16 protein-coding genes and 1 other annotated feature are annotated in these 22,573 nt (G+C 31.8%); of the genes, 14 read left to right on the top strand and 2 right to left on the bottom strand.

From position 1 onward, the window contains the following. The first annotated feature begins 567 nt into the window (after nt 1-567). Both GXK57_RS06515 and GXK57_RS06520 read left to right on the top strand, forming a co-directional pair. Nucleotides 568-3,885 (top strand): DUF5107 domain-containing protein, encoded by a 3,318-nt coding sequence (locus GXK57_RS06515; RefSeq protein WP_160673271.1) that lies wholly within the window; start codon nt 568-570, stop codon nt 3,883-3,885. 142 nt (nt 3,886-4,027) lie between these two features. After that, nucleotides 4,028-5,086: an aldose epimerase family protein gene (locus tag GXK57_RS06520; protein ID WP_160673274.1), complete on the top strand. Its 1,059-nt coding sequence runs from the start codon at nt 4,028-4,030 to the stop codon at nt 5,084-5,086. 208 nt (nt 5,087-5,294) lie between these two features. On the opposite strand, the gene GXK57_RS06525 is transcribed toward GXK57_RS06520, so the two are convergent. Next, nucleotides 5,295-6,143 (bottom strand): AraC family transcriptional regulator, encoded by an 849-nt coding sequence (locus tag GXK57_RS06525; protein ID WP_160673277.1) that lies wholly within the window; start codon nt 6,141-6,143, stop codon nt 5,295-5,297. 322 nt (nt 6,144-6,465) lie between these two features. Between GXK57_RS06525 and lacG (GXK57_RS06530) the strand changes: the two genes are divergently transcribed. From lacG (GXK57_RS06530) to GXK57_RS06555, 6 genes are all read left to right on the top strand, one after another. Continuing rightward, nucleotides 6,466-7,866, top strand: coding sequence for a 6-phospho-beta-galactosidase (gene lacG, locus GXK57_RS06530; protein WP_160673280.1), 1,401 nt, complete (start codon nt 6,466-6,468; stop codon nt 7,864-7,866). A 379-nt stretch (nt 7,867-8,245) separates the two neighbouring features. Next, nucleotides 8,246-9,013, top strand: coding sequence for a DeoR/GlpR family DNA-binding transcription regulator (locus GXK57_RS06535; protein WP_160673283.1), 768 nt, complete (start codon nt 8,246-8,248; stop codon nt 9,011-9,013). Between the two features lie 393 nt (nt 9,014-9,406). Beyond that, complete coding sequence (locus tag GXK57_RS06540; RefSeq protein WP_160673286.1) at nt 9,407-9,721, top strand: PTS lactose/cellobiose transporter subunit IIA; 315 nt, start codon at nt 9,407-9,409, stop codon at nt 9,719-9,721. Nucleotides 9,722-10,709: 988 nt separating this feature from the next. Then, entirely contained in the window at nt 10,710-12,401 is a 1,692-nt protein-coding gene (locus GXK57_RS06545; RefSeq protein WP_160673289.1) for a lactose-specific PTS transporter subunit EIIC, read from the top strand. Nucleotides 12,402-12,610: 209 nt separating this feature from the next. Further along, nucleotides 12,611-12,902 (top strand) — a binding site (T-box leader). A gap of 58 nt (nt 12,903-12,960) precedes the next feature. After that, the gene (locus GXK57_RS06550) at nt 12,961-13,440 is read left to right on the top strand and encodes an Lrp/AsnC family transcriptional regulator (RefSeq protein WP_160673292.1); all 480 of its coding nucleotides are present in this window, start codon (nt 12,961-12,963) and stop codon (nt 13,438-13,440) included. Continuing rightward, nucleotides 13,437-14,609 carry an aminotransferase class I/II-fold pyridoxal phosphate-dependent enzyme gene (locus GXK57_RS06555; protein WP_160673295.1) on the top strand — a complete coding sequence of 391 codons (1,173 nt, stop codon included), beginning with the start codon at nt 13,437-13,439 and terminating at the stop codon, nt 14,607-14,609. The genes GXK57_RS06550 and GXK57_RS06555 overlap by 4 nt, the downstream gene beginning before the upstream one ends. Nucleotides 14,610-14,848: 239 nt before the next feature. Here the strand turns inward: GXK57_RS06555 and GXK57_RS06560 are convergent, their stop codons facing one another. Next, on the bottom strand, nt 14,849-15,943 hold the full coding sequence (locus GXK57_RS06560; protein WP_160673298.1) for a glycosyl hydrolase 53 family protein: 1,095 nt from the start codon (nt 15,941-15,943) through the stop codon (nt 14,849-14,851). A 970-nt stretch (nt 15,944-16,913) separates the two neighbouring features. Here GXK57_RS06560 and lacA point away from each other — a divergent pair. The 6 genes from lacA (at nt 16,914) to GXK57_RS06590 (ending at nt 22,440) form a co-directional block, all read left to right on the top strand. Next, a complete protein-coding gene (gene lacA / locus GXK57_RS06565; RefSeq protein ID WP_160673301.1) occupies nt 16,914-17,339 on the top strand; it encodes a galactose-6-phosphate isomerase subunit LacA in 426 nt (141 codons plus the stop codon). A gap of 12 nt (nt 17,340-17,351) precedes the next feature. Further along, nucleotides 17,352-17,870, top strand: coding sequence for a galactose-6-phosphate isomerase subunit LacB (gene lacB / locus GXK57_RS06570; RefSeq protein WP_160673304.1), 519 nt, complete (start codon nt 17,352-17,354; stop codon nt 17,868-17,870). Nucleotides 17,871-18,033: 163 nt separating this feature from the next. After that, entirely contained in the window at nt 18,034-19,461 is a 1,428-nt protein-coding gene (lacG, locus tag GXK57_RS06575) for a 6-phospho-beta-galactosidase (protein ID WP_160673307.1), read from the top strand. Between the two features lie 15 nt (nt 19,462-19,476). Further along, entirely contained in the window at nt 19,477-20,337 is an 861-nt protein-coding gene (locus GXK57_RS06580; protein WP_160673494.1) for a tagatose bisphosphate family class II aldolase, read from the top strand. A 281-nt stretch (nt 20,338-20,618) separates the two neighbouring features. Next, a complete protein-coding gene (locus GXK57_RS06585) occupies nt 20,619-21,554 on the top strand; it encodes a 1-phosphofructokinase family hexose kinase (RefSeq protein ID WP_160673310.1) in 936 nt (311 codons plus the stop codon). 10 nt (nt 21,555-21,564) lie between these two features. Next, on the top strand, nt 21,565-22,440 hold the full coding sequence (locus GXK57_RS06590) for an aldose 1-epimerase family protein (protein ID WP_160673312.1): 876 nt from the start codon (nt 21,565-21,567) through the stop codon (nt 22,438-22,440). Nucleotides 22,441-22,573 lie beyond the last annotated feature (133 nt).

Genomic DNA, 22,573 nt, shown 5'->3' on the forward strand with positions numbered 1-22,573 from the left:
TCTTAAACATAGACAAAATTAAATATTTTTATGAAGCTCCTATATCCCTAGGTCAGGGATATAGGGGCTTCTATTTTACTGTTTAGGAGATTGTAAATCTTTTTAGCTTAAGCCATCAATATCAACGCTTTGGAGTATCTATTTAGGGCAAATAGTAAAAAATATGCCCCTATCAGATTTTTCTCATATTCATAAGATTAAGGATAATTAATTGATAGCAAGATTTATAAATACATAAGCAAAATATAGTAATGTAATCTTTGGTATATGGTAATAGAATATAGATAAATTCTTAGCAATATATTTAAATTAACTCGAGGAATAAGTATCTGTAGAGAATTAGATCAATGTTAGGCTGCTGAGAATCTGATACATTAATTAGATTTTTTATATAGACATTTATGAAAATTTAATTTAGACATATTTGACAATACAAGCCTCTAGAGATTATCTTGCATCCATGAATTAATAGTTAAAGTTAGATAATTATAGCAACTATTGTATAGTCACTTAATTATAACAATGCTATTAAAAATCTATAAAAAATAAAAAGTGAGGAGAAGAAATATGAAGACAATGATATGGGAAGAAGTAATAAAGCTCCCTACATATACTGTTGGAAGCCCTGATAAAAATCCGATGTTTTTAGAAAAAAGAGTTTATCAAGGAAGTTCTGGGAAAGTATATCCTTTGCCAGTAATTGATAAGATAAATGATGAAAAAATAGATAAGGAATATAAGGTAGTATTTTTAGAAAATAAATATTTAAAGGTAATGATAATGCCTGAGCTAGGAGGAAGAATTCAAAGAGCTTTAGATAAGACAAACAATTATGATTTTGTATACTACAATGAGGTTATTAAACCAGCATTAGTAGGGCTTGCTGGTCCATGGATATCTGGAGGTATAGAGTTTAACTGGCCTCAGCATCATAGACCTAATACCTTTGGACCTGTTGATTACAAATTAATAGAGAATGAAGATGGAAGTAGCACCTTGTGGGTTAGCGAGGTTGACAGAATGTATGGAACTAAGGGCAGTGCAGGGTTTACCCTTTATCCTGATAAGGCATATATAGAAATAGCTGGACAGCTTTATAACGGAACACCACAAAATCAAACGTTTCTATGGTGGGCCAATCCGGCAGTGGCAGTAAACGACTATACACAGTCTGTATTTCCTCCAGATGTTCATGCGGTTTTTGACCATGGTAAGAGAGATGTATCAAAGTTTCCTATAGCAACTGGTATTTACTATAAAATGGACTACTCAAAGGGTGTTGATATATCAAGGTATAAGAATATACCAGTTCCTACGTCTTATATGGCATATCATTCAGATTATGACTTTGTTGGAGGCTATGATTATAGCGTTAATGCTGGGTTATTACATGTAGCAGATCATCATATTTCACCAGGCAAAAAGCAATGGACATGGGGGAGCGGAGAGTTTGGAAAGGCTTGGGATAGAAATCTAACAGATAATAATGGCCCGTATATAGAACTGATGACTGGTGTGTTTACCGATAATCAGCCGGATTTTACATGGTTAAAGCCTTATGAGGAGAAGAATTTTAAGCAATATTTTATGCCTTATAAAAATATTGGGATGGTTCATAATGCAAATATAAACGCTTCTGTAAGCTTTTCTGTTGAAGAGAATAAGCTAAAGATTGGTATTTATACAACTGCTGAATACAATAATGTCAAGATTGAAGTAGCTGGTAAATACAATAATTATCTAACAGAAGTGGTAAGTTTATCACCTGAGAATACTTATAATAATGAGATTGAGATTGATAAGGATGAAAAAGAATATGATTTATCAATATTGGTATCTAAAGAAAACGGAGAGACTTTAATATACTATAGGCCTAAAGAAAAAACTATAGAAGAGACCCCTGAAGCTGCTAAACCAATTAAAGCTCCAAAAGAGCTTAAAAATAACGAAGCTTTATTTCTTGCAGGTATACATTTAGAACAATACAGACATGCAACTTATGAGCCGGATGAATATTATTTAGAAGGTTTAATAAGAGATCCGGAGGACATAAGGATAAACAATGCATATGGAGCGCTATTATTAAGAAGAGGTGAATTTGATAAAGCAGAGAAGTTTTTTAGACAAGCAGTTGAAACCTCAAAAACACATAGTCCTAATCCTTACGATGGAGAACCCTTATATAATTTAGGGTTAGTATTACAGTACAAAGGATTTTTAGATGAAGCTTATGATGCCTTTTTTAAAGCTACCTGGAATGGAGCTTATCAAGACAGTGGATTTTATTCATTGTCAAAAATAGATGTGATAAGGGGAGATTATGATCTGGCTCTTGAACATATAAATCTAGCTATAATAAGAAATTACCATAACAGTAAAGCAAGAAATTTAAAGTGTGCCATTTTAAGAAAACTTGGAAGATTTGAGAAAAGCCAAGGCTTTGCACTAGAAACTAAAGAAATAGATAAGCTTAATCATGGTGCTAGAAATGAATTGTATTTAATAGAAAAAGAAAGAAAAAATGAAATAAAGGCAAAAGATATACTGGAAGAATTGAATAAAGTAATGAGAATGGATGTTCATAGCTATATTAATCTTTCCATAGAGTATGGTTTTTCAGGGTTCTATGAGGAGGCTATTGAGATAATTGATAGATACCTCAGTAGTACAAAAGAAGCTTATCCAATGGCCCATTACTATAAGGCATATTATCTAACTAAGCTTGGAGAAATAAGTTTATCAAAAGAAGAGTTTGAACTTGGTGATATGGCAAAGAGTGATTATTGCTTTCCAAATACCTTGGAGGATCTATTGGTTCTTAAGGAGGCTACTAACAGGGAAGATGCAGGCAGTAAGGCCTATTATTATCTAGGAAATATTCTTCTTGACAAAAAGCAGTATTCTAATGCCCGTGACTATTTTGAAAGATCTGCTGAAATAGATGATGATTTTCCTACGGTATATAGAAATCTAGCTCTTATTTATTACAATAAGGAAAACAAAGCAATAGAGGCTAGACAGTGCCTTGAGAAAGCTTTTGAATTGAACAAATCTGATGCAAGGGTATTGCTGGAGCTAGATCAGTTATATAAAAAAATCAATGTTTCCTATGAAGAAAGATTTAATAAACTTCATGAAAACCTTGAAACAGTAAAAAGCAGAGATGATCTGTATATTGAATATATCACTTTACTTAATACAAAAAAGGAGCATAAAAAAGTTTTAGGTTTGTTAAGTGAGAGGGTATTTCATCCATGGGAAGGTGGAGAAGGAAAAGTAACTAAGCAATATATATATGCCAATGTGGAGCTTGGAAAAGCTATTATAAAAGAAAAGAGATATAACCAAGCAATAGGATACCTAGAACAGGCATTATTTTATCCGGATAATTTGGGAGAAGGTAAGCTGCAAGGAGCTTGTGACAATGATATAAATTACTATTTAGGATGTGCTTATGATGGAATTGGGGAAATAGAGAAAGCTATAGAGCATTATGAAAAAGCTACTATAGGCTTAGATGTACCAGCAAGTGCTATGTTTTATAATGATCAACCGCCTGAGAGTATATATTACCAAGGCCTTGCTTTACTAAGGCTTAATAAAATAGATGAGGCAAAAGGAAGATTTAATAAGCTTAAAGACTATGGTGAAAAGCACTTATATGATCATGTAAAGTTAGATTATTTTGCGGTTTCATTACCAGATTTTCTAATCTTTGATGAAGATCTGGATAAGAAAAATCATCTTCATTGTTATTACTTAATGGGGCTTGGAAGTTTGGGCTTTAACCATAGAGCTAAGGCAAAGGAAAACTTTGAACGTGTATTGCAGTTAGATGTTAATCATCAAGGCGTTTTAAGTTTTTTAAGAGAGTTAGACTTATAGGAGGATTAATAATACAAAGTTTTTAATAAAGAATGAGCTGCTTCATCTTGAAACAATATAATAAGAAATTGTGTATGGTAGAAAGTTACTATATAAGGTTTATTTTTGAAGCAGTTCATAATTATAGTAGAAGGGAAATTATATGAGTGTATTAAAAAAAGAGTTCGGAAAGACTTTTAATGGGGATAAAGCATATTTGTATACCATTGAAAATTCAAATGGGACAAAGGTTGAAGTAACTAATTATGGAGCAACTATTGTTTGTATTAAGGTAGCAGATAAAAATGGTAAATTTGAAGATGTAGTTTTAGGCTACAAGGATTTAGATGGATATCTAAAAGGCGATAAATACTTAGGTGCGACTATAGGAAGATGCTGTAACCGAATAGAAAATGGCAGTTTTATAATAGATAATAAGGAATATAAGGTTACTAAAAATGAAGGTAGCAATCACTTACATGGTGGGGAAAAAGGCTTTGACAAAGTTTTATGGACTTGCGAAAACATATCTGACTTTGATGATACAATACAGTTTTATTACATGAGTAAAGATATGGAGGAAGGATATCCAGGAAACTTAAAGGTAAGGGTTATATACACTCTTACAGAAGAAGATGCTTTAAGAATAGAGTACAAGGCAACTAGTGATAAAGATACTATTGTCAATTTAACTAATCATTCCTACTTCAACTTATCAGGAGATTTCAATAATAAGATCTATGAGCATAAGCTAATGATTAAAGCAGAGATGTTTTCTGTGAATGATGAACAATCAATTAGCAAAGGAGAGGTTAGAGCTGTAGATGGGACTCCACTGGATTTCAGAAAACCTACAACTATAGGCAAGAATATAAAATGTGAATATGATCAATTGAAAATTGGACATGGATATAATGAAAATTATATTCTACAAACTGAAGAAAATAAGCTTGAAAAAATTGCTGTATTGATTGAGGAGCATAGTGGAAGAGTAATGGAGGTGCACACTACCTATCCTTGCCTTCAGGTCTACACTGCAAATTTCTTTGATGGCAAGGATATTGGAAAAGATGATATAAGATATATGTATCATAATTCAATATGTTTAGAGGCGCAATATGCACCGAATTCAATTAATTATAATTCTATAAAAACTCCATTATTGAGAAAAAATGAAGAATACAGTCATACTATCATTTATAAATTTTTATGCTCGTCTTAAGAACATTAAATTTAGGCTCTGTTAAAGTATCTCGTTAAAATTAAGACACCGGTCATCTGATGCTTTAATGAGTTTGAACTAATTACTCGCTCATATAGCATCTCCTTCATGAACGCTTAATTTCAAAAATATTATTAAATCTAGCCTAAATTTGATACATACCCTTGTATAAATTAATAGGTGAAGTTTCAATTCCATGATAGCGAGATTAAAATGGAACTTCTCTAAACTGTTTAGGACTCATACTGGTGTGTTTTTTAAAATTGATTATAAAATTGGATTCGCTGTTAAAACCGCACTCAAAGGCAATTTCTTTTATGAGCATATTTGTAGTCTTAAGGAGTTTTTTTGCATGATTTAATCTAGTGATTATTATATATTCATAAGGCGAATAGCCGGTTTCTTTTTTGAATAATCTACTGAAATGAAAAGGGCTTATAGATACTTTTGAGGCAATATCTTGCAATGAAAGCTTATTTTTAAAGTTATTGTTTATATAAGAAATAGATGTATTAATAAAGCTTGAACTATGTAAAGTGGTGCTTTGATTCCCAGTAGATAAATTATATAGCTCAGCAAGAATTCTTTGAATTTCACAAGAAATTAGAGGCTCATTTATTCTTTGACCTTCTTTAAATAAATTTACTATTGATATTAAATAGTTAGGGATTAGAGTTCCTTCTGTAGAAAAAATAGCATGGACATTATCCTTTTTTATTAAGTTAAAGTAATCTTTAATGACATTACCGTCAAAGTGAATCCATAAAGTTTCTAAATAAGAGTTAGTCTCGTATTTATGAGGTTCATAGCAGTTAATTAAAGCTACATCATTTTCTTTTATTGTTCTAGTCTTATCTTCTATAGTTAAAAGGCCTTCTCCTTTAGCTATGTACATAAGTAAAAAACTATCAAAGTTTTTTCTGGATACCTTGTAGTTGTTGTCGCAATAAAAGTGGCCAACTGAGTCAATGTAATAAAAAAGTGATTTTGCAGTACTTGTTGGAGCATTAAAATGAATATAAGAATTTGCTAGCACACCTTGCTCGATTGTATACATGAGTCCTCCTTATGAGTTTTAAAAATATTTAGTATAAATTATATACTATAGTTGTATTCCTTCATAGTAAAATTTATATTTTCAAGCTACTCTAAGGACACAAATGAGCTTTGAAAATAGACTTAAGATTAAAATGTTACATACATATAGCAAGATTTATAAATATATAAGCAATATGTGGTAATGCTATGCTTTAAAAGTCATAATAAAATACAAGTATAGTATGAGCAAATCATCTCAATTGATAATAAATAATTATATTTTTATGATAATATATAGATAGAAGTTTAATAGAAAAGCTATCTTGGAAAGAGGGATAAAAATGAGAAAGTTACCTGAAGATTTTATTTTTGGAGGAGCAACCGCTGCTTATCAAGTAGAAGGAGCTACTAAAGAAGGGGGAAAAGGAGCTGTGGCCTGGGATGATTTTTTAGAAAATCAAGGCCGCTTTAGTCCAGATCCAGCTAGTGATTTTTATCATCAATATCCAAAAGATATTGAGCTTTGTGAAAAGTTTGGAGTGAATGGTTTAAGGATATCAATTGCCTGGAGTAGAATCTTTCCGGAAGGAGTTGGCTACATAAATCAAGAAGGTATAGATTATTATCATAATGTATTTAAAGAATGTAGAGAGCGTAATATCAAAGTATTTGTCACTCTTCATCATTTTGATACACCAAAGGCTCTCTTTGATAAAGGTGATTTTTTAAATAGAGAAAATGTTGAGGCTTTCGTAAAATATGCAGAGTTCTGTTTTGAAGAATTTAAAGAAGTGGAATATTGGAGCACCTTTAATGAGATTTACCCAGTAGCTACTAATCAATATTTACTAGGAGTTTTTCCTCCAGGAATAAAATATGATTTTACAAAGATAATCCAGTGCCTACACAATATGATGTATGCTCATGCAAAAACAGTTAATATATTTAAGGATAAGAAGTATAAAGGGGAAATTGGTGTTGTTCATTCATTAGAGACAAAATATCCAGCTTCAGATTCTGAAGAAGATAGACATGCGGCTTTTCTTGATGATGCTTTATCAATCCGTTTCTTGTTAGATGCTACTTACTTAGGATATTATTCAAAAGAAACCTTATCTGCGCTTGATGAGATCTGTAAGGCTAATAATGCTAGCTATCAATTCTCAGAGGAAGACTTTGAAGAAATGAAAAAAGCTTCTAATAGAAATGATTACTTAGGTATCAATCATTATCACAGTCATTTTGTTAAGGCCTATAATGGTGAGAACATGATACATCATAATGGAACTGGAGATAAAGGAACTTCTGTATATAAAGTAAAGGGCATTGGCGAGAGAATATATAAAGAAGGTATACCAAGAACTGATTGGGATTGGTTGATTTATCCTGAAGGAATGTATGATTTATTATTAAGAATACAAGAAGATTATCCGACTTATAATAAAATCTACATCACTGAAAATGGAATGGGATACAAAGATGACTTTGAAGATGGTATAATAATGGATTCTCCTAGAATCGATTATTTAAGATTATATCTGGAAGCCTTGAGCAAAGCAATTGATGCTGGGGTTAATGTAAAAGGATATTTCTTGTGGTCCTTAATGGATTTATTTTCTTGGACAAATGGATATAATAAACGATATGGACTATTCTATGTAGACTTTGAAACTCAAAAGAGATACCCAAAACAATCTGCATATTGGTATAAGATGGTTAGTGAAACTAAAACAATTATATAATTATCAGCTAATTTGTGTGGCGTAGATAGAATGAGCTTATACCTATGCCACATAATTTTTAGTTTAGATGTAGATGTATTCTAATATAGATCTTATGTAATTATAAAGAAAAAACATATATAAATGTTCCTAACAAACAAAAAAGAAAATAATATTGAGAAAAAAAGCGGATTGTAAACGAAAACATAGATATAAAATATAGTTATTAAAAGTAATCTGAAGAAAAGAGAAGGAGATATCAGAATAAGTTGTCTAAATGTAGTAAAATGATTATAAATTGAGCTTTGTAAGATAAGTATAAGAACTTATAATATAAATATAAACAAAAACAAACAAAAGTGATAACGGTTAATATATAAGAGAGGATTTGTGAATAACAATGCTAAAGGAGCAAAGATATGAATTCATATTAGAGAATTTAAATAAGTTCGGAACAATAAAAGTAGCAGACCTAACGCAGAAATTGAAAGCTACTGAAATGACAATAAGAAGAGATCTTAAATATCTAGAAGAACAAAATTTACTAATTAGGATTCATGGTGGTGCTAGAAGTAAACAAAGTAATAGAGTTGAAGAGCTTTCGCCAAATGAAAAAAGAGGAATAAATGCGGATAAGAAAATTGAAACAGCTAAAATTGCTGCCAGTTTAATAAAAGAAAATGATATTGTATATTTAGGACCAGGAACTACTACTGAATATATGTGCGATTATATTAATGCATCATCAATAAAGGTTATAACAAATTGCCTGAATATATTTGAAAAGTTAAGATATGATGACAGGATTGAACTGATACTTATTGGTGGAAGATTAAGAAATAAAACAAGCACTTTTGTAGGTAGCTTTGCCAATCATTTGTTAGAAGGCATAAGAGTTAAATTAGCTTTTATTGGAGCAAATGGGGTTTTAGAAAATCATATAATGACTTCAAATGAAGAAGAAGGTAAATGCCAGCAGATTATAATGAATAATGCTCTTAAGAGATATTTAGTATGTGATTCAAGTAAAATCGAGAGAGAAGATTTTTATACTTTATATAAGTTAGAAGATTTAACTGCATTGGTAACTGACTCAAGTTTAGATGAAGATCTGAAAGAAAAGTACTCTAAATACTGTAAGATAATTAATAGTATAAAGGAGGAGTAATTGGAATATATAATTCTGATTATTTTGAGTTTTTTTAATTCATATCTAAGATTAACTGGTTTTGCAGGTTAATTAAAGATATCTGTTTTAATAATTATAATGAAGGGTGTATTTATATTTTGATTTCTGAAATTGCCTTCAGAAATATATTTTTATGGCACTCATTATTTTGATACCTTTGATTAGCCTGCATTTAAAGCCAAGGTTATTATTATTTGATTGGCAGAAGCAGTGGTTTATAGCTATTTTTATATAAATTTTAGGATAGAGATTTTGTTATTAAAACTTTTACAACTATCTAGTGAACAATCATTTATTCTATAAATTCCTTGAGTGGGATAAAGATGAATATATAGATTTAAAATATTATTATACTGAGAGGATTGATTTAAAATGACTAAACAGGAAATGGAAATGGTAACGATTGAAATAGTAGCTTATGCTGGTGACGCTAGAACATGTTATGTACAGGCTCTAAATGCGGCTAATGCTGGAGATTTTGATAAAGCATCAGCTTTAGTAACAGAAGGAAATGGATTAATAGCAGAAGCTCATAAGGTTCAAACTAAGATGTTACAAATGGAAGCAAGCGGAGAAGCGGTTGAAGTAGGTTTCCTAACTGTTCATGCTCAAGATCACTTGATGACAGTTGTATTATTAAGAGATATTATAAGTAACTTTATTGAATTATATAAGAGAACTAAATAGTTTTTTAAGGGCAACCAAAAAGATTATCGGATGAATTGATTGATAATTTTGAAAAATTATAACTGTCATTCCAATAAAGCTGTTTTCTAGCAAAAGAGCTATATGAATGAGGAGCCATATTATTTTTCAAGTGGTATTACATATTAGAGATGTGAAAATGCATATTCTAGGATCAGGTTTCACGTCTGTAGATCAAGAAGCGTAGGAAATTTATTTCCTACGCTTTAAAAATTAGTAGGTTAAAAATGAAGTTGCTTTTTAATAACTAAAAAATACACCAAACATATATGAACTAAAACAAACAGAAATATTGTGCGTAATTGACTGAAATCGTTATCTGAAAAAATATAATAGCTAAACTTATGATAAAAAGAATCGATGCTAATGGAACTTCTGCATGATATTGTTTAAAAATCTTTATGCTATGTTTTATTTTGTAATAAAATTGTTTGATTTTGTTGATATAAAAAATATAAAATTCGAATATAGTGACATAAATGTAAGTAAAAGTGCGTTTTTATAAAAAAGTTTAGTGTGAAATATTCATGAAAAAATAAAAAAGTATCCGGTTGTGGATACACTTGTTTGAGGATTTTAAAATATTTTTTATTGTTTAGATGCTTGAAAATACTAAGGTTATAGCGTTCTATGTGTTTGGAACAAATACTTGTTTGAAAAAAAACAACAAATGGTGCTTGACATGTTTTGTGCAGGGCAGTATAATAACATTATCAAACAAACATAATAGAACAAAAACAAACAACAAGTAAACGTAAACTTTTCATTTTATACTAGGTTTCATTAAGGAGGGGGGAACGGTATTAAGGTATTAAATGGCCTGTTTTTAAAGTTAAATCCTGTTTTAGATGTTGCACTTTAGTAAGACAAGCTAAAGAAGAACTTATTATAAGTAAACGTTCTATTATTAATTTTAGAAGTCAAAGCGATTTATTAATGTGATTTTTATTTGAGGGGGTAGTTTGCAATTATGAATAAATTAATAAAATTTATTGAAAAAGGTAAACCTTTCTTTGAAAAGGTTTCAAGAAACATTTATCTAGGAGCAATTCGTGACGGATTCTTGTCAGCTATGCCAGTAATATTATTCTCCAGTATATTTATCCTGATAGCTGCAGTTCCGAATGCATTTGGTTTTTATTGGCCTGATGGATTATCAGGATGGTTATGGAAGATCTATAATTACTCAATGGGAGTTGTAGCGCTTTTAGTTTCTGCAACAACAGCTCGTAGCTTAACTGATGCTATGAATAGAAAGATGCCAAAGAACAATCAAATTAATTCTACTTCTACTATGTTAGCTTCAGTTGTAGGTTTTTTACTATTGAGTGTAAGCCAAATTAATGGTGGAATTTCAACTACATACATGGGAACTAAAGGTTTATTAGCAGCATTCGCTTCAGCTTTTATTGCTGTAAACGCCTACAAGGTATGTGTTAAGAACAATATCACAATAAAAATGCCAAAAGAAGTTCCAGGAACAATTTCTCAAACATTTAAAGATGTAATTCCTTTTGCTCTATCTACTTTCATAATGGTAGCATTAGATTTATGTGTAAATCGTATATTTGGTACAACTTTTGCAGAAGCAGTTATTAAATTATTCCAACCATTATTCACAGCAGCTGACGGATATGTTGGGATAGCAATAATATGGGGTGCAATGGCTATGTTCTGGTTTGTTGGTGTACATGGACCATCTATAGTAGAACCAGCTATAGCAGCAATCATATATGCTAATGTAGATACTAATTTACAATTATTTAAAGCAGGACATCAAGCAAGTAAGGTATTGACTGTTGGATTAGGAAACTTCGTTGGAACAATGGGTGGTACAGGTGCTACTTTCATAGTGCCAATTATATTCTTACTATTCGCTAAATCAAAACAATTAAAAGCCGTTGGTAAGACGTCGGTTATCCCGGTAATGTTTGCAGTAAATGAACCATTGTTATTTGCAACACCAATTATATTAAACCCAGTATTCTTTATACCTTTCCTTTTAGCACCAATAGTAAACGTATGCTTATTCAAATTCTTTGTAGATATATTGAAGATGAACAGTTTTATGTACGTTCTTCCATGGGCTACACCAGCGCCAATAGGATTGATTTTAGGAACAGGTTTTGGAGTTCTATCATTCGTTTTACTAGCATTACTACTACTTGTAGACTTTATAATATACTTCCCATTTGTTAAGGCTTATGATGATCAATTATTAGAACAAGAAGCAGCAAATGCATTGGCTGAAGCTGAGGCTGAAAAGAATGCTGTAGCTCAAAAAGCTTCAGTATCTGCAGTAGAAACAAAAGTAGAACCTAAAAAGGTTGTTGAAGCTTCTGTTAAGGAAGCTAAGAATGTTTTAGTCCTTTGTGCCGGAGCAGGAACAAGTGCAATGTTAGCTAATGCTTTGAAAGAAGGAGCTAAGGAATACAATCTTCCTATAACTTCAGCAGCAGGAGCTTATGGTTCACACTATGAGATTATGAAGGATTTTGATTTAATAGTTTTAGCTCCTCAAGTAGCTTCATATTATGAAGACATCAAGGCTGATGCTGAAAGATTAAATGTTAAGTTAGTGGCTACAAAGGGAGTAGAATATATTAATTTAACAAGAGATCCAAAGAAGGCAGTAGAGTTTGTAGTGGCTCAATTTCAATAAAAAATAGATGTATATTACAAATTAATAAGGAAGAGTGTTTAGTAATTGGTTTTACTAGACGCTCTTTTGTATATTTTATAGGTATTATAGAAAAGAAACATTATTATTCTAAAAAAGTAACGATGACTTTTTTACTAAAGAAATAAAGTTTTTACGAAACTATTGATTGTTTATTATTTTACGAGTATAATAAATAAAAATTATAAATGACAAAGGTGTTGAAAAGAAAGAGTACACTTAGTGTTTTTCTTAAAGAGAGTTGTAGATGGTGGAAGTGCAACAGAAAAACTTTGTGGAAGCAGTCTTGGAGTCTCTTGTTGAAAAATAAGATTAAATTTTAATCTTAATTAGATAAAGACGTAGCCTCACGTTATAGAGGAATGGAATTAAGGTATTCAATTGACAATGCTCGGTTTTAGAAAAAGAATATTTTATTCCTACTAAGAGAGTGCTTGCGCACTAATTAGGGTGGTACCGCGAATATACTCCTTCGTCCCTTTTACAGGGATTGAAGGGGTTTTTTATTTTATAGGAAAATATATTGAGGGAGGTTTTATTCATGGATGAAATTCTTGAAATCTTAGAAAAAAACAGTAAATATACAGCTGAGGAGATAGCTGTTATGACGGGAAGAACTCTTGAAGAGGTTGAGAAAACCATAAAAAAATATGAAGATGATAATATAATTGTTGGGTATACAACTTTGATAAATTGGGAAAAGACCCATAAGGATAGTGTTACAGCCTTAATTGAAGTAAGAGTTAGTCCTCAGAGGGGAGAAGGTTTTGATAAGGTTGCGGAAAGGATATATAAATTCCCTGAAGTAAAAGCTTGCTACTTGATGTCTGGAGGCTTTGATTTGACAGTAATAGTAGAAGGAAAAAGCCTTAAGGAGGTTTCTCTTTTTGTTTCTGAAAAGCTTGCGGTTCAAGAAAATGTATTGAGTACTGCTACTCATTTTGTTTTAAAGAAGTATAAAGATAATGGAACTATTTTTGAAGAAAAGACTAGAGATGATAGGGAGGATATATTTATATGATGCTTGAGGATATGATTCTAAAAAGAGTTAAAGATATGCCTCCTTCTGGCATAAGAAAGTATTTTGATTTGATTAATGAAATGGAGGATGTGATTTCATTAGGTATTGGTGAGCCGGATTTTGTTACTCCTTGGAATATAAGAGAGGCGGGCATATACTCCTTGGAAAAAGGCCATACTCATTATTCTTCCAATGCTGGATTTATGGAACTTAGAGAAGAGATATCTAGTTATTTAGAGCAGAAATACCAATTAAAATATGATCCGAAAGACCAAATAATAGTCACTGTTGGAGGTAGTGAAGGTATTGATATAGCTCTTAGAGCTCTAGTAGGGCCTGGAGATGAAGTTATAATACCTGAGCCTAGTTTTGTAGCTTACAAAGGCTGTACTACATTTACTGGAGCAACTCCTGTTGTAATAAATCTGAGAGCTGAAGATCAGTTTAAGCTTACTGTAGACTTGTTAGAAGAAGCTATTACTGAAAAAACTAAAGTTTTGATTGTTCCGTTCCCTAACAATCCTACTGGAGCTATAATGACGAGGGAAGAGTTAGAACCTATAGTGAACTTTTTAAAGGATAAAGAAATAATAATACTCTCAGATGAAATTTATTCAGAGCTTTCCTATGGCGATAAGCATGTTTCTATTGCTAGTTTTCCGGAGGTAAAGGATAAAACTATTGTTATAAATGGTTTTTCTAAAGCATTTGCTATGACGGGTTGGAGGTTAGGTTATGTTTGTGGCCATCCTGTGCTAATAGAAGCTATGAAGAAGATACATCAATATGCCATAATGAGTTCGCCTACTACAGCGCAATATGGAGCTATCGAAGCCTTGAAGAACTGTGATGATGATGTGCAGGATATGGTGAGGGAATATAATAGAAGAAGAAGGATTATGCTTAGTGCTTTTAATGATATGGGACTTGAATGTTTTGAACCTTTAGGTGCTTTTTATGTATTTCCTTGTATTAAATCCACAGGATTAACCTCTGACGAATTTTGTGAAAAGCTTCTTTTGGAAGAAAAAGTTTTAGTGGTTCCGGGAAACGCTTTCGGAGATTGTGGAGAAGGGTTTGTAAGAGTTTGCTATGCTACTTCCACAGATGAAATAATTGATGCTATGAAGAGGATGAAGAGGTTTGTTTCAAAGTTAATGGGATGCTAGGGGAATGTTATAAAACCAAATCTTTGGCTATCCAATGCTTTAGGTTGAGTAAACAATTTATGTGATTTTTTGTGTTCTATGGCTTGAACTGTCGCATGAATTAGCAAAGAGTTAGGCGAAAAATAAAAAGACAAACACTGATCACTAGTAGATAAGTGTTTGTCTTTTAGTTATATATAAATACTCAAATAGATAATTGGCCTATAATTATCTGAATTTAAAACTTTTGGGTGAGAACTTTATTTAAATGCATCTAAAGCTGTTGAGAACTTTAGTACATTAGTTGATGTTTTAGTTGTAGCTCCTAATGGATATTTATCTGGAAGTACAGAGGAATTAGCTTCTGGTTCCCAATAAAATACTCCAAGCCCTTTTCCGTTTGGCACTGCTTGTACTTTACTTATAGCTGCTTTTATCATGTTATATGAATTAGTTGGATTAGTTTCAAGTCCGCCTATTTCGCAAATCATAACTTCTTTGTTGTAACGAGATACCATATCATTCATGTTAGATCCTAGAGCATCAATGTTCTTAGTGTAATCAACCCCGTCCCAATATGGATAGTAAGACATTCCTATTACGTCAAACTTTGCGCCTGCTTTTGTAAGTCCGTCAAATACACTTCTGTAAAGACTGTTGTTAGCTCCGTTTGATAAATGAAGTATTACCTTTGAAGAAGGGCTTACGGCCTTTATTGCATTGTAACCTTGATTTATTAATGCAGCCCAGTTGCTGAAGTTTGAAGAGCTTCCGTCTGGCCATAACATTCCACCGTTAGTTTCGTTTCCTACTTGAACCCACTCAGGAGTTACTCCTGCATTCTTTAAAGCATTCATAACATAACTAGTGTGAGAGTATACATCAGTTTGTAATTGAGAGAAACTATGTCCTGCCCAAGCGGTAGGCTTGTCTTGATAAGCTGGATCAGCAAAATGATCGCTATAATGGAAATCAATCATAATTCTCATTCCGAGTTTTTTAGCTCTTTGAGCAGTGTATACTACACCGTTTGTATCGCCGTATCCTAATATGCACTTTGTACCATCGTTCTTAGTCCATTCGAAGTTAGATGGAGGGTTTACAAATACTCTTAATCTTATTGAATTTATGCCATGATCCTTTAATATCTGAAGTGCATCAGTTTGCACACCGTTATCATTTTGCCATTTAACGCCTTGATTTTCTAATTGGTTTAACCAACCTATATCAGCGCCTTTAGCGAAAGTTGTAGCGGCTTGAACTTGTTTTGTAGCACCACTGTTTGCTCCTACACCTACGGCTAAAGCCATGCACATCATTGTTGAAATCATCAATTTAACACTTTTCTTTAACATAAAAATTAAACCTCCTAAAAATTAGAATCATACAAACGTTTACTTATAACGTTTACTTAATTGATAAAGATAAATTACATCCTTGTCTGTAGATTATAATTGTTGAACTATACAGAAATTATGGGTGATTTCTCTATATAAGCATGCTATATGGAGAAAGTGAAATTTGCTGTAATCACCTCCAAATCTTTTATAGTAGCAAATAAATTAGTAATTGTTTTCAATTGCTGATTAAATATTACCAACAAAAAAGAAAAAAATCAATATATTTCGAACAAAAATAAACAAACTTTTTTGGTTGAGTTACTAATGGCTTGATATAAGGGATATAGTGATGCAATATATATATAACTTAAATTATAAAAAAGTACAGGTAATAAATTATTAGGAAAATGTTTAATTATCAGTAAAATATACTATGTTGTAAAATAAAATGTGTTGTTTTCGAACAAAAAAGATAAAAAGAAATCATTGATAACACTATATTTAGAGAAAATATGGTATCTACTGAAAGAAAAACTAGGAAACACGAGTTTAAATTCTATAAATGCTATGTTATGCTTTAAAATAGCTATATATAGCTAAAAATAAGAATTGAAATAATGTTATAAAGAAATATAATGAAAGTATAAAGAAAACATCAAAAGGAAACAAAACAACACAATAACAAACAAACACGGTTATCAATGAGCACTGATCCCTAGATGAGTTCAGTTTGTAAGAGCTTTTTGGGAATTAAGTATTTATATTTAAGTGATATAAACAGCTTTGAAGTTATAACAAGTTCAGTTCGAAAAAGTGATAATGAATAGAGAATAGATGTTTTTTTATTTGAGTCAAACAAAATTGATAACTAACACCTTTATTCATTATTTAGGTTTGTATATAGACTGAGTTTAAATTGAACCAAGAAGCTAAATAATATTTTAGGTATATCAAAATAATTTATGGGATAAGGGAGGAATAAATAATGAAAATTTTAATTGGTTCAGATAGAGCCGGATCAAAATTAAAAGAACATTTAAAAGCATACTTAAATGGCAAGGGATTTGAAGTAATAGATAAGACTGAAGATGAAGTAGATTTAGTAGATTCAGCAGACAGAGTTTGCAAAGGTATACTTGTTGGAGAAGGCGATAGAGGTATCCTAATAGATGGATATGGTGCTGGTTCTTTCATGGCAGCTAACAAGCATAAAGGAATAATTTGTGCAGAAGTTTCAGATGAACATTCAGCATATATGACAAGAAATCATAACAATACTTCAATTATAGCAATTGGTGCTGGAATTGTTGGGGACACGCTTGCTGAAGCCTTAGTAGATAACTACTTATCTTCAGAATATGCTGGTGGAAGACACCAAATAAGAGTAGACATGCTTAATAAGATGCTATAGGAGGGGATTTTTATGAAAATTGCAGTTGCTTGTGACCATATCGTTACTGATAGAAAAATACATATAGTAGAGTACTTAACTGAAAAAGGACATCAAGTTATAGATTGTGGAACTTATGACCATGTAAGAACGCACTATTCTATATTTGGTAAAAAGGCTGCTGAAAAGGTTGTTTCAGGTGAAGCTGATCTAGGAGTAGTACTTTGTGGTACTGGAGTTGGTATAACAGCTACAACTGCTAAGGTAGTTGGAACAAGGCCAGCTTTAGTAAGAGACGTTACTTCTGCTATATATGCAAAGAAACATTTAAATGCTAACATAATAGGTTTCGGTGGAAGAATAACTGGTGTTGGCTTAATGGAAAATATAATAGATGCATTCTTAGAAACAAAGTTTGAACCAACAGAAGAAGATTTAAAGATAATAGCTAAAATCGATGCTATAGCTTCTAACAGAGAAGATCAATTTGGAAATGAACATTTCTATGATGAATTCTTAGAGAAATGGGATAGAGGCGAATATCACGACTAATATTGTACAAGTCTAGTGATAAAGTATAAATTGATATAACTTAAAAAGAAAATAAATAAGTATTACTGCTGTTAACTATAGTGATTAAAGAGATCTATAAGATCATGACATAATGAACAATGATCCATAAACTGAAGAAACATAAAAGAAAGGGATAGAAGATATGAATAACTTTGAAAACGACTTTATCTTTGGTGGAGCAACTGCAGCATTCCAAGCTGAAGGAGCAACTAAGGAAGATGGAAGAGGACCATGTTGTTGGGATGTACATTTAAATAGACCAGAAAGCACATTTACTGGGGATGCAGCAAGTGATTTTTATCACAAATATAAAGAAGATCTTGAATTGTCCAAAGAATTTGGGGTTAATGGTATAAGAATTTCTATTGCGTGGACTCGTATAATTCCAGATGGAGTTGGAGAAGTAAATCCTAAAGGAATCGAATACTATAGCAATTTAATAGATGAATGCATAAAAAATAATGTAGAGCCATTCATAACTTTACATCACTTTGATACACCTCTATCTCTTTTTGAAAAGGGAGACTGGTTATATAGAGATACTATAGATTACTTTGTGAAGTTTGCAAAAGTTTGCTTCGAAAACTTTGGTGACAGGGTTAAGAAGTGGACAACTTTCAATGAGGCATGGGCTGTTGCACAAAACGGTTATATAATAGGAAACTTCCCACCAAGCGTAAAGTACGATATTCCTAAAGCTGTACAATCAATGCACAATATGATGGTAGCTCATTCAAAAGTTCTTAACCTTTATAAGAGCATGAATCTACCAGGAGAGATAGGAATAATCCATACACTTGAAGGAAAATACCCGATAACTGATTCTGCAGAAGATAAGAGAGCAGCTGAATTAGACTATACAATATCAAATAAGTTTATGCTAGATGCTTGCTTCAAAGGATACTATGCAGAGGATACTATTGAAACTATTAATGAAATATTAACTCAAAATGGTGGTAAATTAGAAATTTACGATGGCGATATGGAAGCTTTCAAAGAAGCTGCAGCACAAATCGATTTCTTAGGAATGAATTATTATTCTAGCCATTTCTTAAAAGCTTATGATGGAGAAAGCAATATATATCATAATGGAACCGGTGAAAAGGGAACAAGCATATTTGCTCTTAAAGGAATTGGGCAGCGTGTAAATAATCCTGAAGTAGAAACTACTGATTGGGATTGGCCAATATACCCACAAGGACTTCGCGATATGCTTATCAGAATAAAGAATGAATATCCTAACTATAAGAAGATTTATGTCACTGAAAATGGTATGGGATATAAGGATGATTTCGAAGCTGGAAAGATAGACGATACACCACGTATAGCTTATATAAAGAGACACATGGAAGCTATCTTAGAAGCTAAAGCTCAAGGGGTAGTAGTAAGTGGATACTTTGTCTGGTCACTAATGGATGTGCTGTCTTGGAGTAATGGGTATAACAAGCGTTACGGCCTATTCTACGTAGATTTTGCTACACAAAATAGATATGCCAAGAAGAGTGCTTATTGGTTTAAGAAGGTATCTGAAACTAAGAGATTAGTAGATGTAAGTGAAATAGAATATTAGAATTTTAAGGAGATGATTTTGATGATATTATCAACAAGAGAAATGCTTCTAAAGGCACAAAGAGAAGGCTATGCAGTACCAGCCTTCAATGTGCACAACTTAGAAACATTACAAGTAGTTGTTGAAACTGCTCAAGAAATGAGATCACCAGTAATAATTGCAGGAACACCATCAACAATAGAAAGCTATGCAGGACCAGATTATATAAAGGCAATAGCTGAAGTTGCTTCAAATAAGTATAATGTTCCAATAGCTATACATTTAGACCATTTTGAAGAGGTTGATGTAATAAAGAAGAACATAGATTTAGGTTTTAGATCATGTATGATAGATGCATCAAAATACGATTTTGAGAAAAACATCAGCATAGTTAAAGAAGTTGTAGATTATGCTCATGCTCATGATACAGTTGTAGAAGCTGAACTTGGAAAATTAGGTGGAAAAGAAGACGACCTAGTTATAGATGAAAAAGATGCTATGTATACTAATCCAAAGGATGCAGCTGAGTTTGTAAAGAGAACAAACGTAGATTCATTAGCTGTTGCTATAGGAACTGCCCATGGTTTATATAAGGGAGAGCCTAAGTTAGATTTTGAAAGACTACAAGAAATAAGAGCGGTTGTAGAAGTTCCACTAGTTTTACACGGTGCATCAGACGTTCCAGATGAACTAGTTAAAAAGGCTATTTCTCTAGGAATATGCAAAGTTAATGTAGCTACTGATTTAAAGATTCCTTTTGCTAATGCAGTTAAAGCATACTTCAATGCTCATCCTGAAGAAAGCGATCCAAGAAAGTACATGACACCTGGTAAGGAAGCCATGAAGGAAATAGTTAAGCACAAGATGGAAGTTTGCGGAAGTGTAAATAGATACTAATATATAGAAGTTATTCTTTAAAGAGAATAAAAAAACTTAGGCATACAAACATATAAGCCTAAGAAAATAAAAATAAATTAACAAACAAATATATTCTAAATTAATTAGAGTAAAAAAACAATATACCTGCTTAGTTAATAAAGATGTATCACTTCAATCTGGAAATATAAATTTTAATGTGAAGTGGTATATGATATACATCTATATGTTAAAAAAATTAAAAGCGTAGGATTTTCCTACGCTTTTAAAAATAATATTTTTAGATATGGGAGTGAATAGTAGTGATTTTAGTTGTAAATCTTAACGCATCAGTAGATAAAAAGTATGAAATTAAAGATATAAATAAAGGACAAGTAATGAGAGCTAGGGAAGTAGAGAATACCCCTGGAGGAAAAGGAATACATGTTGCAAACGTTGCAACCATCCTAGGAGAAGACTGTGTAGTTACAGGAGTGCTTGGGGGAAAAACTGGGGAGTTTATAGAAGAGAAACTTAAAGATTATGGAATAAAGCAGGACTTTACACGTATTACTGGAGATACAAGAGAATGTTTAGCTTTTATAACTGATGATTTAGTTCAAACAGAGATTCTTGAACCAGGTCCTATAGTCAGTGAGGAAGAACAATTAATATTTTTTGAGAAATATATAGAATTGCTTGAAAAGGCTAGTATTGTAGTTGCATCAGGAAGTGTTCCTAGAAATGTTCCAAAGGACTTCTATAGAAAGATGATAGAGTTAGCTAATGTTCAAGAAAAAAGATTTCTTTTAGATACTAGTGGGGATCTTTTAAAAGAAGGTATAAAAGGAAAGCCTTACTTCATAAAGCCGAATAGAGATGAGATTGAAGCGTTAACTGGCAAAAAGGTTGAAAGTACAGAAGATGTTATAGATGAAATAAGGAGCTTCCATGAGATGGGGATTAAATTCGTAGTTATATCCCTAGGTTCAAAGGGATCTATAGCTGGTTTAGATGGGAAGTTCTATAAGGTTACTGTGCCTAAGGTTGAAGCTGTAAATCCAGTTGGTTCTGGAGATTCCTATGTTTCAGGAATAGCAGTAGCGTTAACTAGAGGTTATGGCATAAAAGATACTTTAAAGTTTGCTGCGGCATGTGGTACAGCAAATGCAATGGAAAGTGAGACGGGCTTTGTAAAAGAAGAGGTTGTTAATGATTTATTTAATAAAATTATAGTAGATGAAATTAATTTAGGTTAGGAGAAGCTTTATGATTTATTATTTAGAGAATGAAGATATTAAGGTTGCTGCAAGTACAAGTGGTGCAGAATTACATTCTATATACGGAAAGAAAACTAATACTGAATACTTATGGAATGGAAATCCTGAATACTGGAAGTACCATGCTCCACATTTATTTCCTAACATAGGTAAGCTTGTAGATTCCAAGTATAAAGTTGATGGTAAAGAGTATGAATTGCCAGCTCATGGTATTGCAAGAATATCAGAATTTGAGATTTTTTCAAAGACCAAAGAGTCAATTACCTTTGAGTTAAAATATGATGAAAATACTCTAGAGATATATCCTTTTAAATTCTCTTTCCAAATTCAATATACTTTGAAGGGAAATAGTGTTGAAACTAATTATAAGGTTATAAACCTTGACAATAAATCAATCTATTTTTCTGTTGGAGCACATCCGGCTTTTATGTGTCCAATTGATTCAAGTGAAACCTTAGAAGACTGCTATTTAGAATTTAATAAAAAAGAAACTACTTCTGCAATGCTTATTAATGAAGAAGTTTATATCTCATATAATAGGAAAGAATATCTAAAGGATTCAAATACCTTAGAACTTAACAAGGCTCTATTTGAGAGTGGATTGTTTATATTTGATAAACTAAAGTCTGATTCAATAACAATAAAGTCTAAGAAAAGCGATAAATTCTTAACAGTAGAATTTAATGGATTTCCATATGTAGGTATTTGGGCTCCGGAAAAGGGAGCTCCGTTTATGTGCATTGAACCATGGTTTGGGCATCCTGACTATGAGGACTTTAATGGTGAATTTAAAGATAGAGAAGGAACTGTTGAAGTTAGAAGAGAAGAGTTCTTCAGCTGTAGATACAATGTTATTGTAGGTTAGTATACAACCTATATACTAACAAATATAATTACCTATATGGTAAAAAAAAAGGACGTTCAAATGAGATAGTTCTCATATACGAATGTCCTTTTTTCTTTATAAAGCTATTATAAAAATTTTCAACTATAAGTTA

The sequence above is a fragment of the Clostridium sp. C8-1-8 genome, from assembly GCF_009928445.1.
GTDB lineage: Bacteria > Bacillota > Clostridia > Clostridiales > Clostridiaceae > Clostridium_AR.

What these genes read in the sequence shown, in the direction of transcription:
- GXK57_RS06515 (WP_160673271.1), top strand. Translation starts at nt 568, where the DNA reads ATGAAGACAATGATATGGGAAGAAGTAATAAAGCTCCCTACATATACT.
- GXK57_RS06520 (WP_160673274.1), top strand. Translation starts at nt 4,028, where the DNA reads ATGAGTGTATTAAAAAAAGAGTTCGGAAAGACTTTTAATGGGGATAAA.
- GXK57_RS06525 (WP_160673277.1), bottom strand. Translation starts at nt 6,143, where the DNA reads ATGTATACAATCGAGCAAGGTGTGCTAGCAAATTCTTATATTCATTTT.
- lacG (WP_160673280.1), top strand. Translation starts at nt 6,466, where the DNA reads ATGAGAAAGTTACCTGAAGATTTTATTTTTGGAGGAGCAACCGCTGCT.
- GXK57_RS06535 (WP_160673283.1), top strand. Translation starts at nt 8,246, where the DNA reads ATGCTAAAGGAGCAAAGATATGAATTCATATTAGAGAATTTAAATAAG.
- GXK57_RS06540 (WP_160673286.1), top strand. Translation starts at nt 9,407, where the DNA reads ATGACTAAACAGGAAATGGAAATGGTAACGATTGAAATAGTAGCTTAT.
- GXK57_RS06545 (WP_160673289.1), top strand. Translation starts at nt 10,710, where the DNA reads ATGAATAAATTAATAAAATTTATTGAAAAAGGTAAACCTTTCTTTGAA.
- GXK57_RS06550 (WP_160673292.1), top strand. Translation starts at nt 12,961, where the DNA reads ATGGATGAAATTCTTGAAATCTTAGAAAAAAACAGTAAATATACAGCT.
- GXK57_RS06555 (WP_160673295.1), top strand. Translation starts at nt 13,437, where the DNA reads ATGATGCTTGAGGATATGATTCTAAAAAGAGTTAAAGATATGCCTCCT.
- GXK57_RS06560 (WP_160673298.1), bottom strand. Translation starts at nt 15,943, where the DNA reads ATGTTAAAGAAAAGTGTTAAATTGATGATTTCAACAATGATGTGCATG.
- lacA (WP_160673301.1), top strand. Translation starts at nt 16,914, where the DNA reads ATGAAAATTTTAATTGGTTCAGATAGAGCCGGATCAAAATTAAAAGAA.
- lacB (WP_160673304.1), top strand. Translation starts at nt 17,352, where the DNA reads ATGAAAATTGCAGTTGCTTGTGACCATATCGTTACTGATAGAAAAATA.
- lacG (WP_160673307.1), top strand. Translation starts at nt 18,034, where the DNA reads ATGAATAACTTTGAAAACGACTTTATCTTTGGTGGAGCAACTGCAGCA.
- GXK57_RS06590 (WP_160673312.1), top strand. Translation starts at nt 21,565, where the DNA reads ATGATTTATTATTTAGAGAATGAAGATATTAAGGTTGCTGCAAGTACA.